Consider the following 13,505-nt stretch of genomic DNA (forward strand, 5'->3'; position numbering starts at 1 on the left):
CCTACTTCTTCTGATCGGCGGGTTTGTCGAAGTTTTCTACCTGATCCGGCAGGAACACCGTCTTGACGCGCTGGGTGGGTCCCTTGCTTTCGGCGATCATCTTCTGTTTGACGATGTCGTAGCGGATGAGGTCACCGGTGACTTGGCTGTCTTCCTGCTTGAGCTGACCGTTGCCGGTGATGGTGACCAACCGGTTCTTCAGCTCATAGCGAATGCTGTTGCCGTGGGCGTTCACCGGCTTGCCGTTGTCCAGGATCTGGAAGAAGGTGGCGGGGTTGCCATAGGCGGTCATGACCTCGGCCCCTTTCTCGCCGGAGCGGATCACCACCACCTTGTCGGCCTTAATCTTGATGGTGCCCTGAGTGATGATGACATCATCACTGAAGGTGATACGGTTGTCCTGCATCTCGGCCACTTGCTTGACCGCATCCACGTAGACCTTCTCGGCAAAGTCGGACTCTTTGGCATTCACCGCACTGCACAACAGCAGGGACGCGAGGGCCAGATTAACGTTTTTCATTGAAATAAGTGGCATGGCCTTTATCCAGTAATTCGAAATATTTACGTTCCAGATGGCCCTTCAGGCCAACACCCTCGGTCTGGAATTCCTGACCCACTATGCTGATGTGCTGGTTGCTTCTTACGTCTTGGGTCACCAGATCCAGCTCCAGATAGGGGGTATCCAGCGTGGAGATGAAGGACGCCGGCAGCAAGCCGTCCAGATGTACCTTGTCGCGCAGTATCACGTTGTCATCGGTATTGAGCACCCCGGTCTCGGCCGTGACCTTCCATTCGGCCTCCCCCTGCTCATCGAACATGTAGACCACCGGCTTGTTGAAAGTGGCCTGCTCGAGGATCTGGTAATACTCCGCATACTCGGACTCCAACCGCTCGGTCCTTTTGCCCTGCTCGTTGAAGCGGGTGGTGACCAGATTTTTGGCGGTAAAGTCTGGTTGATAGTTCTCTACCTTGGCAGTCGGCTCAGGTACCAGCTCGATCTCGCCGAGCTGCCAAGCGGCGAGTGCAACCAAGAACAGCAGGGCGAACAACAGGGTCTGTCTGCTCATACCGAGGCCTCGGGTTGGTAGTCGCCCAGGCCCTGCGCCTGCAGGATGAGATCGCACACCTCGCGTACCGCGCCCACCCCACCCCCGAGGCGGGTCACCAGATCAGCACGAGCCAGCACCAGCGGATGGGCATCCGCCACCGCAATGCCGAGGCCACAGGCCTGCATCACCGGCAGATCTATGGTGTCATCCCCCATGTAGGCGGCTTGCGACGCCTCCAGACCGAGCTTGGTCAGCAGTGCCTCGAAGTGGGGCAGCTTCTGATCCGCCCCCTGTACCAGGTGCCGCACCCCCAGGCCTCTCATCCGATCGCTGACGATGCGGGAGTTGCGCCCCGTGATGATGGCAATCTCGATGCCGGCGTTAAGCAGGGCACGCATGCCAGCGCCATCACGGGTGCAGAAGGTTTTCAGCTCTTCACCCTGGTTGCCCATATAGATGAAGCCATTGGAGAGCACCCCATCCACGTCACACACCAGCAGACGGATCTGCGCCGCCTTCTCGTACTGGCTGCGCGTCACCGGACCATAGAGGGTCGGTACGTCTTGCATCAAATCACCCCGGCTTTCAGCAGGTCGTGCATGTTGAAGGCGCCAAGTGGCCGCCGCGCCTCATCCACCACCAGCAATCCGTTAATCTTTCTGGTTTCCATCAGTTTGACGGCCTCGGCCGCCATCATCTCAGGCCCTACGGTAACACAGTTGACCGTCATGACGCGGCTGATAGGGGTGTGGTGAATATCCACCTGCAGATCCAGGATCCGGCGCAGGTCGCCATCGGTGAACAGACCGGCCAATCGGCCATCAGCATCAACAACGGCGGTCATACCCAGCCCCTTGCGGCTCACTTCCAGCAGCGCCTGGCTGATGGTGGCATCTATCCCTACCTGGGGCAACAGGTCCCCGCGGTGCATCAGATCGCCGACCCGCAGCAACAGCCGCTTGCCCAGCGACCCGCCCGGATGCGAAAGCGCGAAGTCATCGGCGGTGAAACCACGTGCCTCCAGCAGAGCCACGGCCAGGGCATCCCCCATCACCAGCGTCGCCGTGGTACTTGAGGTCGGGGCCAACCCCAGCGGACAGGCCTCTTTCTCCACCTTGATGCACAGGTGCACGTTGGCCTCCTTGGCCATGGTGGAGGTCGGGTTGCCGGTCATGCAGATGAGCGGAATGCCGCGACGCTTGAGCACCGGCAACAGGGCCAGGATCTCGTCGCTCTCGCCGGAGTTGGAGATGGCGATGATGAGGTCGCCGCCGGAGATCATCCCCAGATCTCCGTGGCTGGCTTCGCCAGGGTGGAGGAAGAAGGCGGGTGTCCCGGTGCTGGCCAGGGTCGCGGCAATCTTGTTGCCGACATGACCCGACTTGCCCATACCGGTGACCACGATCTTGCCGGCACAGCACAGCACCATCTCGCAGGCGCGCTCGAAGGTCTCATCGAGGTATTGGTAGAGCCCATCGATGGCTTGTTTTTCTATGTCCAGCACCGCGCGGGCACTGCGACGGAAATCGAACAATTCAGACACTTTTTCAGGCTTTACAGACATAAAGGCACAGCTCCGGGCCGAAATTTGCTGCGGGATTATAAAAAAGTCTGCCGAGATAAGCGAATCGGATGCGGGACGGTCTGCCACTGATGCAAGTTGTTACATAAAACTGTCGCGTATTTGGGGGGCAAACCCGCTCAATAGTTGTTCCTTGCTGTTGCTTAGACCTAGACTAGCCCATAAAATTCGCTCTTCATTTATACCGGATGGACATTTGTTTGAACGATGACCTGATCACCATCTCCGACCTGACCTTCAGTCACGGAGATCGGTTGCTGTACGACAGGATCAACCTGACCATTCCCCGTGGCAAGGTCACCGCCGTCATGGGCCCCAGCGGCATTGGCAAGACCACCTTGCTGCGCCTGATCGGTGGCCAGCTGAAACCTGAGTCCGGTCATATTCTGTTTGACGGGGAAGACATCCCCACCCTCTCCCGCGGCCGTCTGTATGAGGTGCGCAAGCGGATGAGCATGCTGTTCCAGAGCGGCGCCCTGTTCACTGGCATGACGGTGTTCGACAACGTGGCCTTCCCGCTGCGGGAACACTCCGGTCTGCCGGAGGAGCTGATCCACACCATCGTCATGATGAAGCTGCAGGCGGTGGGCTTGCGCGGCGCGGCCAGACTGATGCCGTCCGAACTCTCCGGCGGCATGGCCCGCCGTGCTGCCCTGGCCAGATCCATCGCGCTGGATCCGGATCTCATCATGTATGACGAGCCCTTTGTCGGCCAGGATCCCATCACCATGGCGGTGCTGGTCAAGCTCATCAAGGAACTCAACGATGCCCTCGGCATCACCTCCGTCATCGTCACCCATGATGTGAAGGAAGTGCTGAGCATCGCCGACTACGCCTACATCATCGCCAACCGCAGGGTGGTGGCACAGGGCACGCCGGAGCAACTGCGTGAGGAGTACAATCCCGAGGTCGAGCAGTTCCTCAAAGGATTGCCCGATGGTCCTGTTCCGTTTCATTTTCCGGCAGGTGATCTGCTACAGGATCTGTGATGTTAATAAGTCAGATAAGCAAGCTGGGTCGAAGCGGAGTACGTTTCATCAGTGCCGTCGGCCGCGCAACCATCATGCTATTTCATGCGCTGGCGGGCAAACCCGAGCCCCGCAAGCACTTCCCCCTGCTGATACAGCAGCTCTATGTGGTGGGTGTACAATCGGTCGCCATCATACTGGTGTCTGGCCTCTTCATCGGCATGGTGCTCTCCTTGCAGGGTTACAACGTACTGAAGGATTTCGGCGCCGAGCAGAGTCTAGGGCCCCTGGTCTCCCTCTCCCTGCTGCGGGAGCTGGGCCCTGTGGTCACCGCCCTGCTGTTTGCCGGACGTGCGGGCTCGGCCCTCACCGCCGAGATCGGCCTGATGAAGGCGACCGAGCAGCTCTCCAGCCTCGAGATGATGGCGGTGGATCCCCTGCGCCGGGTGGTGGCGCCTCGCTTCTGGGCAGGGGTCATCAGCATGCCGTTGCTGGCCTTCATGTTCAGCCTGATCGGCATCTTTGGCGGCAAACTGGTCGGGGTAGACTGGCTGGGTGTGGATGAAGGCAGCTTCTGGTCTGCCATGCAGGCCTCCGTCGACTGGCAGGACGACATCATGCAAGGGGCCATCAAGAGTGTGATCTTCGCCTTAGTGGTCACCTGGATCGCGCTCTTCAATGGCTATGATGCCAAGCCGACCTCGGCCGGGATCAGTCAGGCGACGACCCGTACCGTGGTCCACTCATCCCTGGCCGTGCTCGGTCTGGATTTTATACTCACCGCAGTCATGTTTGGATAAGGGAAAGATGAAGTTCAGCAAAGTAGAATTCCTGGTCGGTGCCTTCATGCTGGCTGGCATTGCAGCCATTCTGGCGTTGGCACTGCAAGTGGCGGGATTGAGTTTCAAACCGGAAGGAGAAACCTATACCCTGCGCGCCCATTTCGATAATATCGGCGGCCTGAAAGTACGCTCGCCGGTCAAGGTCGGCGGCGTCGTCGTCGGTCGAGTCAGCGACATCACGCTGGATGCCAAGAGTCAGGTTCCCGTCGTCTCCCTGCAGATGCAGAAGAGTGCCGGCGAGTTCTCAGAAACCAGCTCGCTCTCCATCCTGACCTCGGGTCTGCTGGGCGAGCAGTATGTCGGCCTGGCTCCGGGCTTCACCGATGAAGAGATGGGCACCAGCATGCTCAAGGATGGCGACATGATAGAAGACACCAAATCCGCCATCGTGCTGGAAGATCTGATCGGCAAGTTCTTGTACAGCCAGTCTTCCCCGAGCACCGATACGCCAGCAACCAAGGAGTAACCATGTTCAAGAAGATCGCCCTGCTGCTGGGCCTGATGACCAGCATGCTGTTTTCCGTCTCCGCCCTGGCAGCGGTCAATGCCGCCGACCCCTATGCCCTGGTGGATCAGGCTGCCCAGCAGACCTTCGCCCGCCTGAAGGCGGACCAGTCCCAGGTCAAGAGCAACCCGGACCACCTGCGGGTGATCATTCGCGAAGAGCTGCTCCCTTATGTGGACAATCGCTTCGCCGCCTACAAGGTGCTCGGCAACCAGATCAAGGAGACCACCCCGGCCCAGCGCGATGCCTTCGTCCAGGTCTTTACTGAATACATGGTGAGCTCCTATGCCGATGCCCTGGCCCATTTCGACAAGCAGACCGTCAAGGTCCAGCCGGGCAAAGCGCCCGGTGACAGCAACATCACCGCCGTCAACGTCAGCGTGAAAGAGGCCGGCAAGCCGGACATCTTCCTCGAGTTCAAACTGCGCAAGAACAACAAGACCGGTGAGTGGAAGGCCTTCGACATGGTCGCCGAGGGGATCAGCCTGCTCTCCGCCAAGCAGAGCGAGCTCGGTGGCCTCATTCGCCAGAACGGCATAGATGCGGTGATCGCCCAGTTGCGCGAGCACAATGCCAAGCCGCTGGTGCTCAAGTCATGACACTCCATGGGGAGCTGCAGGCGCCGCAGGTCAACGCCCTGTGGCAACGGCGATCCGAGTGGTGGCAAGATGATGCGCTCGATATGAGCGGGGTCACCACCCTGGATTCCGCCGGCCTGGCCCTGCTGGTCAAGTGGGCCAAAGCCACTCTGGTACGGGGAGGCACGCCGCAACTGGTGGGCGCCTCCACTGATTTTTATACCCTGGCCAACCTTTACGGGGTGGCCAGTCTGTTTCAACCCACCCCGCCCAACACCGAGGACGCATAATGCAAGTCTCTGAAATTGAAGCGATACTCCTTGAGGCTTTGCCATTGTCCGAAGTCCATGTCAAAGGCGACGGCAGTCACTATCAAGTGATTGCGGTCGGCGACATGTTTGACGGCATGAGCCGGGTCAAGAAGCAGCAGGCCATCTATGCCCCGCTGATGGACAAGATCGCCAGCAACGCCATCCACGCCCTCTCCATCAAGGCCTTTACCGATGCCGAATGGAAGCGCGAACGTAAATTTCTACTGCCCTCCTGATTTGGTATCTAAGTAAATGGACAAATTCAAGATCACCGGCCCCTGCACCCTCTCCGGTGAAGTGACCATCTCCGGCGCCAAAAACGCCGCCCTGCCGATCCTGTTCGCCACCCTGCTGTGCGACGAGGAGATCCAGCTTTCCAATGTGCCGCGCCTCAAAGACGTGGGCACCACCCTCAAGCTGCTGGAGATGCTGGGCGCCAGCACCAAGGTCAACGGCAACGTGACCGTGCTGACCGGCGCCGTGAACAACCACGTCGCCCCCTACGAGCTGGTGAAGACCATGCGCGCCTCCATCCTGGCGCTGGGCCCGCTGGCCGCCCGTTTTGGCGCGGCTGACGTCTCCCTGCCCGGCGGCTGCGCCATCGGTGCCCGCCCGGTCAACCTGCACGTGCACGGCCTCGAGCTGATGGGCGCCAAGATCGCCATCGAAGATGGCTACATCAAGGCCCGTGTCGACGGTCGCCTCAAGGGTGCCCACATCCTGATGGACATGATCTCCGTCACCGGCACCGAGAACCTGATGATGGCCGCCACCCTGGCCGACGGTCGCACCGTGATCGAGAACGCCGCCCGCGAGCCGGAAGTGGTCGATCTCGCGAACTTCCTAAACGCCCTGGGCGCCAAGATCCAGGGTGCGGGTACCGACACCCTGACCATCGACGGGGTCGAGCGTCTGCACGGCGGCAGCTACAGCGTCCAGCCAGATCGCATCGAGACTGGCACCTTCCTGGTAGGCGCCGCTGTCACCGGGGGCAAGATCACCTGCCGCAAGACGGACCCTTCCCTGCTGGAAGCCGTACTGGTCAAGCTGGAAGAGGCCGGTGCGCTCATCGAGAAGGGGGAAGACTGGATCTCCCTCGACATGACGGGCCGCACCCTCAAGCCGGTCACCATCAAGACGGCTCCCTACCCGGCCTTCCCGACCGACATGCAGGCGCAGTTCACCGTACTGAACGCCGTGGCCAAGGGTACCGGCATGGTCACCGAGACCATCTTCGAGAACCGCTTCATGCACGTGCCCGAGCTGGTACGTATGGGCGCGGACATCGAGCTGCAGGGCAACGTGGCCATCTGCCGCGACACCGAACAACTCAAGGGTGCCCAGGTGATGGCAACCGATCTGCGCGCCTCCGCCAGCCTGGTCCTCGCCGGCTTCGTGGCCGAAGGCACCACCATGGTCGAGCGCATCTATCACATCGACCGTGGCTATGAAGACATAGAGCACAAGCTGCAAGGCCTGGGCGGATGCATAGAGCGTATCAAGGCGTGATCGTCACTCCCTGCCGATGAGCAATAAAAAGGCCCCCTCGCCAAGCGAGGGGGCCTTTTTCATTTCCGGGGTCTGGCGATTCAGTGCCCCGCCAGCTTCATCTGCTCGACCAGCACAGAGCCCGTCTTGAGGCTGGAGCGCTCGTCCTCGTCATTCCCCACCGCCACCAGGGTGCTGAACATGTCGGCCAGGTTGCCGGCTATGGTGATCTCCTCAACCGGATAGAGGATCTCGCCATTCTCCACCCAGAAACCGGCGGCGCCGCGGGAGTAGTCACCATTGACAATATTGACCCCCTGCCCCATCAGCTCGGTCACCAGCAGACCTGTACCCATCTCCTTGAGCATGCCCTGGAAGTCCTGGCCGGTATTGGAGACCTGCCAGTTATGGATGCCACCGGCGTGGCCTGTGGTGGTCAGCCCCAGCTTGCGCGCCGAGTAGGAGGTAAGCAGCCAGCTCATCAGCTCGCCATTGCGCACTATGTCCATGTCGCGGGTGCGTACCCCTTCACCGTCGAACGGGGTACTGGCGAGCCCCCCCAGCAGGTGGGGGAACTCCTGAATGCTGAGCCACTCGGGCAGGATCTGTTTGCCCAGCTTGTCCAGCAGGAAGCTCGACTTGCGATAGAGGTTGCCGCCGCTGATAGCCATCACCAGATGACCCCACAGACCGGCGGCGGTGTCGGGATGAAACAGCACGGGGGCGTGGCGGGTGCTGATCTTGCGGGCCCCCAGACGGGAGACGGTGCGCTCCACCGCCTCGTCGGCGATGCGCTGCGGGCTCCAGAGGCCGGAGAGGGCGCGACTGGAGGAGTAGCCATAGTCCCGCTGCATGTCGCCATCCTGCTCGCCAATCAGCACGCAGCTCAGAGAGTTGCGCGATGCCGCATAGCCTTTGACGAAGCCATGGCTGTTGCCATAGACCTTGACCCCCAGATGGCTTGAAAAGCTGGCGCCATCGGAGTGCTTGATGCGGGCATCACGCCCCAGGGCAAGCCGCTCGCACTCGATAGCCAGCTCGATGCCACGCTGGGGATCCAGTTCGATGGAGTGACAGAGTTGCAGATCCGGGGCATCCCAGGCCAGCAGTTCGGCATCCGCCAGACCGGCATACTCATCGGGGGAGGTGTGGCGGGCAATCTCCATGGCCGCTTCGACGGCGGCACGAATGGCCGGCTTGCCGAGATCAGTGGTCGAGGAGGATCCCTTGCAGCCATTGCGATAGACGGCGATGCCGAGCGCTCCATCCTTGTTGAACTCGATGCTTTCCAGCTCACAGCCCCGGGTATTCACCGACAGCCCGGTCTGCTTGCTGATGGAAACTTCCGCAAGCCCGGCCCCCAACCCCTTGGCTATCTCCAGGGCCTCGGCGACCACCGCCTCGAGATGGGCTTGATCCTGGCGAATTTGATCTTGCTGGTCCATAACTCACATCTGTATGAAGGAAGGAAAGGGGCTAAGCATATCAGACCCCTGCGCCCAGCGGGAGAAGCTGGTAACATATCCCCCAACGCGAATGACAGGAATCAGAGACCGATGAGTCAGTATCAAGACGACAACGAATTGGACGATTGGGGTCCCAGCAAGAGCCAGCTCAAGCGCGACGCCGAGGCACTACAGAAACTGGGGGCCGAGATCGTCTCCCTGAGCCACAGCGAGCTGGAACGGATCCCGCTGGATGAAGAGTTGGCCGAAGCCGTCGAGCTGGGCCGCAAGCTCAAGCCCAAGAAGGACGAGTCCTTCCGCCGCCACCTGCAGTTCATCGGCCGCCTGATGCGCAGCCGGGATATAGAGCAGATCGAGGAAGCCCTCTCCATCATCAAGATGCGTCACTCCACCGTGAATGCCCGCCTGCACCGGCTGGAGCAGTGGCGTGAACGCCTGATCACCGAGGGAGACAGCGCCCTCAACGAACTGATGTCCCAGTTCCACGAACTGGATCGCCAGAAGCTGCGCCAGCTGATCCGCACTGCCAACAAGGAGCGGGAGCTGAACAAGCCGCCGGTGGCCTATCGCGAGATGTACCAATACCTGCGCGGCGAGATCGAAGACCAGCTGTAAGCCATGACGGCCTGTGGCTGACAGAAACGAAAACGGGGCCAATCTGGCCCCGTTTTTTTATGCGCCGTCAGCTACCCGGCAAACACTGGGTGTGAGTACCCGGTTGCAGATAAGGCACCAGCAAGGGCGCCATCCCCTTGAGGACCTGTACCGGCAGTGCCGAGGTGAAGCGGAACTTGTCGGACTGGCTGCCGGGCACATAGGCCGTCAGAGTACCGAAGTGATCATCCCCTATGTAGAAGACAAAGGTCGCGGTCCGGTTACGCGCCAGTGAGCTGGTGACATTGCCGTAGCGGCCGACCGTCTCGATCCTGTTGTCACCCGTCCCCGTCTTGCCCCCCAACGACAGCACGGTGCCATCCTGCAAGGCAAAGGCACCGGCGATGCGCCGTGCCGTTCCCCCCTCAACCACCTTGGACAAGGCATTGCGCAGGGCGTTGGCCACCTCGGCAGGCATCACCCGAACACCCTGAGTGTTGGCCGGTTCGAACACGGTGGCGAAGGGCGTGTCCTTGGCGAAGGAGAGATGCTCGATCCGCAGGGTCGGTGCACGCATGCCGCCGTTCTGGATGATCCCCATCAATTCCGCCAAAGCGGCGGGTCTGTCACCCGAGCTGCCGAGAGCAGTCGCCAGGGAGGGAACCAGGTGATCAAACGGGTAACCCAGGCGTGCCCAACGCTGATGGATGTCGAGGAAGGCCTCGACCTCCAGCATGGTGCGGATCCGGCTATCCCGGGCACTGCGATGGCGCGTCTTGAACAGCCAGCTGTAGACCTCCTGACGCTCATCCCGGCTGGCCGCAACCGCATCGGCAAAGGTGGCCTTGTCAAACTCCCTAAGATAGGAGAGCAACCACAGCTCCAGCGGGTGAACGCGGGCGATATAGCCTTGATCCGGCAGTGAATACTTACCAGGACCATAACTGGTATAGAGCTGCTCGACTCGCTTGTCGCTCAGCTTGTCCCGTGGCAGGCGCTTCGCCAGGAAGGCTGCAAAGTCGGCCTGTGACGCTTCCGGCATCAGGTAGCGATGCACGGCCGCGAGGCGCACCGCGCTGGGCTTGAGACCATCGAGGAAAGTATCGAGTTGCTCATCCGTGGTCTTGCCGCGATATTTACGCCAGAAGCGCAACAGATAGGTCTGCCCCTCCTTGTCGGCAAACTTGGCCAGATACTCGGTACGACGGGGATCCTTGTCATCCTTGAGCAGCTGGGCACGGTTGCCTTCCTTGTAGAGGCTGTAGCGCACTGTGTCCCGCATCAGCCGTACAAAGGGCAGGTTGATGGATTCACGCAAGGCGTCGCGGATAGGCGGAATGCGGCCATTGTCTTCCTTGCGGAAGTTGTTGAAGGTGTGCATGCCACCACCGGTGAAGAAGCCCTCGTAGGGGCTGGCGGAGTATTTGCGATCCAGCGCAGCCTCCAGCATCACGGGTAGGCTCTTGTCCTTGGCACTCATCAGGTAGGCGATGGCCCAACGGCTGATGTTGTCCTGATCGGAGACCTCTATCTTGCGCAGGCTCTCGGCCGGCATGTTCCCGTAGCTGTCATGCAGCTCGGTCACTATCTCCAGATAGGTGGTCAGCACCCGCAGCTTGGCGGTTGAGCCCAGCTCCAGCTTGCTGCCCTCATTGATGTCGAACGGCTGATCCGTGTTGTCGGTCTGCACCCGCACCTTGACCCCTTCCGGCGTCTTCTCGAACAGGGTGAAGCTGTATTTCACGTCCCCCGTCTTCTCCGGCGAGAGCAGGCGCTCACCAAACAGCCCGACCTGGGCGGCGAATGTGGGGTCTGCCAACTGCTGCAGATAACGGGAGACGTCATTTTGCAGCGGCATGTTGAGAGTCGTGTCCGCCGTCAGATCCATGCGGTCCAGATCATAGAGCTGAACACCGAGCTGGCGACTGAGGCGGGTGCGCGCCACCTGCAACCCCTTGTTGTTATTGACCCGGGTGATCGCCGGCGCCTGCAGGAAGTCGCGGAACGCAAGCTTGGCCTTGAGTGCCGACTCCATCAGGGGAGGCGTGATCATTCCCTCCTGCACGAACAGGCGCAGGTAGCTGTCTGTCAGGGTCGACAACGCCTCACGCCCCTGGGCCAGATAGTAGGAGGGGCGACGGTGGGCAATCATCAGGGAGACCACCTGGCGCAGCGCCAGCCCCTGCTCGGCCAGAGTGGCGTCCTGATTACGCGCGGGATCCAGCAGGCGATTCACCTCGTCCACATCGGCACCGAACCAGACCCAGAGACCATCTCCCAGGCCGTGCACCTCCCCATAACCCGGGGCGGCGGAGAGCGGCACCGAGTTGAGGTAAGCCCAGGCCACCAGTTTGCGTGCTTCCAGGGTCTCTGGCCCCAATCGATAGGCTCGCACGCTGGCCGAAGCCATCTGGCGGATCTTCTCGGTGGGGGACAGGGTCAGACCATCAGGGGAGTGACGATACTTCTCCACCTGGGTCGCCAGCGTACTGCCACCGGCGGATTGGTCCTGCATGTCCAGCGCCTTGCCCACCTGGGACAGCGCCGCCTTGGCAAAACGGGGCCAGTCTACCGCCGGGTTGGCGAGCGGCTGCTCGTTGCTCAACAGATCCCGGTTCTCGATAAACAGCAGGGATTGGATGACCAAGGGGGGAATAGAGTTGAAATCAGGGTAGTAATGGGTCGGGTACTTGTATTGATAGAAAGGCTCTGCACGGCAGTCGTGCAGCGTCAGCCCCGCCTGCACCTTCTCGGTATAGGGGACGAAGAAACCATGACTGGCGTAGTTGTATAGGGCATCGGAGAAACGCACCTGCTCGCTCACCTGATAACCACGCTGGATGAGGCGCTCCTGGATCATGGGCATCAGCACATAACCGAGTCGCTTGTCGAAGGGGCCATCATCCGGGAAGGTAATTTGCTTGCTGGGGCCGGGTTCCAGCTCATAAGTCAGCTTGGCGGCATAACGGGAGATCTCCTGCGACTGCAATCGGGAGGTCTTCATTTCATAACCAACCAGGGCGATCACGGCAGCCAGGCAAAGCAAAAAGATGAAACAGAACAACCAGCGCCACCAGGGGCGACGCTTGCGCTGATATTGCCCGTCCGCATGCGGTACGGATGAATCCTGAGATGCCACTTTGTTCGAATCCGTCTGTTTTGATGCGCCCATATCAGCCCCACCATGGTTGCGCAATTTATTGTCTTTCAATCAAGCTTAGTCGTTTCAAGTCAAGGGCTTGAAAACTATTGACCGCTTTGCAGCGATGTTAACAGGGCGATTGTAAAAATGGGAGCCGATTGTTGCAGTGCGGCGAGAGATCCGAGCTGCCGAGTGGAAATGAAACACCGGCTGTAAGCCGGTGTTCGGGAATGGCGGTGTGAGCTTATTTGCTGGTGCTCATGCCCTTCAGCTTGGTGCTCAGCTCCTTGCGCTCCTTGGAAAGCTCGGCATTCTTGATGATGTGATCATCAACACGCTCTTCGTAATCGGTGCGCATGTTGGCGATGATGGCCTGCACTTCGTCGATGCTCATGCCTGGCTTGATATAGTCGCTCAGGTTGTCGAGCAGCAACACCCGCTTCTGGTTGTCACGGATCTTCTTCTCGTTGTCCGCGATTTCACGCTTGAGCTTGTTCTGACGACGAGACATACGCACATATTCCAACACATCGCTGAAAGTAGACTTGTTTACTTGTTCCATATCGGTACCACTGACTGAAGGTGAATGAAAACAGGTCTGGGTACTCTCATACCAGATAAAGAAGTAAAGGCATGGTATGGGTAAACCCGGAATGCCCCTTACTCTACCGAGTTATGATGCAGATACAACCCCAATTGCAGGCCCAGCGCCGGGTTTCAGCAGGATAGCGCCGCGTGAGGAATCAAATGGAAAACCGATGAGAGTGCAGATTCAGGAGGGGGCTGTATACAAGGCCTCCGCACCGGAGATCATGAGATCCAACAGGTGATTCGGCGGATGAACGTAAAGGGGGAGCAGACGAGATCTCGGCACGCAGCGTGCAGAGTTTTGGAAAGCGCTGTGCAATAAAAAACCCCGCTCATTGAGCGGGGTTTCTTGTATTGGGTGCCTGGCAGTGTCCTACTCTCGCATGGCGAAT

General features: G+C 60.0%; 15 protein-coding genes. 8 read left to right on the plus strand and 7 right to left on the minus strand.

Going from position 1 to position 13,505, the window contains the following annotated elements; genetic code table 11:
• Nucleotide 1: 1 nt before the first annotated feature.
• From lptA to PG898_RS16405, 4 genes are read right to left on the minus strand one after another with little or no spacing between them, the layout of a single operon-like run.
• The gene (gene lptA / locus PG898_RS16390; protein ID WP_041204879.1) at nucleotides 2-520 is read right to left on the minus strand and encodes a lipopolysaccharide transport periplasmic protein LptA; all 519 of its coding nucleotides are present in this window, start codon (nucleotides 518-520) and stop codon (nucleotides 2-4) included.
• The gene (gene lptC, locus PG898_RS16395) at nucleotides 507-1,067 is read right to left on the minus strand and encodes an LPS export ABC transporter periplasmic protein LptC (protein WP_005331338.1); all 561 of its coding nucleotides are present in this window, start codon (nucleotides 1,065-1,067) and stop codon (nucleotides 507-509) included. The genes lptA and lptC overlap by 14 nt, the downstream gene beginning before the upstream one ends.
• Nucleotides 1,064-1,618, minus strand: coding sequence for a 3-deoxy-manno-octulosonate-8-phosphatase KdsC (gene kdsC / locus PG898_RS16400; RefSeq protein WP_005331333.1), 555 nt, complete (start codon nucleotides 1,616-1,618; stop codon nucleotides 1,064-1,066). The genes lptC and kdsC overlap by 4 nt, the downstream gene beginning before the upstream one ends.
• On the minus strand, nucleotides 1,618-2,613 hold the full coding sequence (locus tag PG898_RS16405) for a KpsF/GutQ family sugar-phosphate isomerase (RefSeq protein ID WP_041204878.1): 996 nt from the start codon (nucleotides 2,611-2,613) through the stop codon (nucleotides 1,618-1,620). Before PG898_RS16405 ends, kdsC begins: the two co-directional genes overlap by 1 nt.
• A gap of 206 nt (nucleotides 2,614-2,819) precedes the next feature.
• On the opposite strand from PG898_RS16405, the gene mlaF reads away from it, so the two are divergent.
• From mlaF to murA, 7 genes are read left to right on the plus strand one after another with little or no spacing between them, the layout of a single operon-like run.
• Nucleotides 2,820-3,620 (plus strand): phospholipid ABC transporter ATP-binding protein MlaF, encoded by an 801-nt coding sequence (gene mlaF, locus PG898_RS16410; RefSeq protein WP_270824605.1) that lies wholly within the window; start codon nucleotides 2,820-2,822, stop codon nucleotides 3,618-3,620.
• Nucleotides 3,620-4,399, plus strand: coding sequence for a lipid asymmetry maintenance ABC transporter permease subunit MlaE (gene mlaE, locus PG898_RS16415; protein ID WP_041204877.1), 780 nt, complete (start codon nucleotides 3,620-3,622; stop codon nucleotides 4,397-4,399). Before mlaF ends, mlaE begins: the two co-directional genes overlap by 1 nt.
• A gap of 7 nt (nucleotides 4,400-4,406) precedes the next feature.
• Complete coding sequence (gene mlaD / locus PG898_RS16420; RefSeq protein ID WP_005331321.1) at nucleotides 4,407-4,907, plus strand: outer membrane lipid asymmetry maintenance protein MlaD; 501 nt, start codon at nucleotides 4,407-4,409, stop codon at nucleotides 4,905-4,907.
• Nucleotides 4,908-4,909: 2 nt separating this feature from the next.
• Complete coding sequence (gene mlaC, locus PG898_RS16425) at nucleotides 4,910-5,545, plus strand: phospholipid-binding protein MlaC (protein ID WP_025328538.1); 636 nt, start codon at nucleotides 4,910-4,912, stop codon at nucleotides 5,543-5,545.
• Entirely contained in the window at nucleotides 5,542-5,814 is a 273-nt protein-coding gene (locus tag PG898_RS16430) for an STAS domain-containing protein (protein ID WP_270824606.1), read from the plus strand. Before mlaC ends, PG898_RS16430 begins: the two co-directional genes overlap by 4 nt.
• The gene (gene ibaG, locus PG898_RS16435) at nucleotides 5,814-6,071 is read left to right on the plus strand and encodes a BolA family iron metabolism protein IbaG (protein ID WP_005306001.1); all 258 of its coding nucleotides are present in this window, start codon (nucleotides 5,814-5,816) and stop codon (nucleotides 6,069-6,071) included. The genes PG898_RS16430 and ibaG overlap by 1 nt, the downstream gene beginning before the upstream one ends.
• Before the next feature lie 16 nt (nucleotides 6,072-6,087).
• Nucleotides 6,088-7,344 carry a UDP-N-acetylglucosamine 1-carboxyvinyltransferase gene (gene murA, locus PG898_RS16440; protein WP_005331316.1) on the plus strand — a complete coding sequence of 419 codons (1,257 nt, stop codon included), beginning with the start codon at nucleotides 6,088-6,090 and terminating at the stop codon, nucleotides 7,342-7,344.
• Between the two features lie 80 nt (nucleotides 7,345-7,424).
• On the opposite strand, the gene pmbA is transcribed toward murA, so the two are convergent.
• The gene (gene pmbA / locus PG898_RS16445; protein ID WP_005331315.1) at nucleotides 7,425-8,768 is read right to left on the minus strand and encodes a metalloprotease PmbA; all 1,344 of its coding nucleotides are present in this window, start codon (nucleotides 8,766-8,768) and stop codon (nucleotides 7,425-7,427) included.
• Between the two features lie 111 nt (nucleotides 8,769-8,879).
• Here pmbA and yjgA point away from each other — a divergent pair, with 111 nt between their 5' ends.
• Entirely contained in the window at nucleotides 8,880-9,404 is a 525-nt protein-coding gene (gene yjgA / locus PG898_RS16450) for a ribosome biogenesis factor YjgA (protein WP_005331314.1), read from the plus strand.
• A gap of 67 nt (nucleotides 9,405-9,471) precedes the next feature.
• On the opposite strand, the gene PG898_RS16455 is transcribed toward yjgA, so the two are convergent.
• Entirely contained in the window at nucleotides 9,472-12,555 is a 3,084-nt protein-coding gene (locus PG898_RS16455; protein ID WP_270824607.1) for a transglycosylase domain-containing protein, read from the minus strand.
• Nucleotides 12,556-12,769: 214 nt separating this feature from the next.
• A complete protein-coding gene (tmaR, locus tag PG898_RS16460; RefSeq protein WP_025328544.1) occupies nucleotides 12,770-13,087 on the minus strand; it encodes a PTS system regulator TmaR in 318 nt (105 codons plus the stop codon).
• Nucleotides 13,088-13,505 lie beyond the last annotated feature (418 nt).

The sequence above is a fragment of the Aeromonas sp. QDB31 genome (assembly GCF_027707605.1).
GTDB classification, from domain to species: Bacteria; Pseudomonadota; Gammaproteobacteria; order Enterobacterales; family Aeromonadaceae; genus Aeromonas; species Aeromonas media.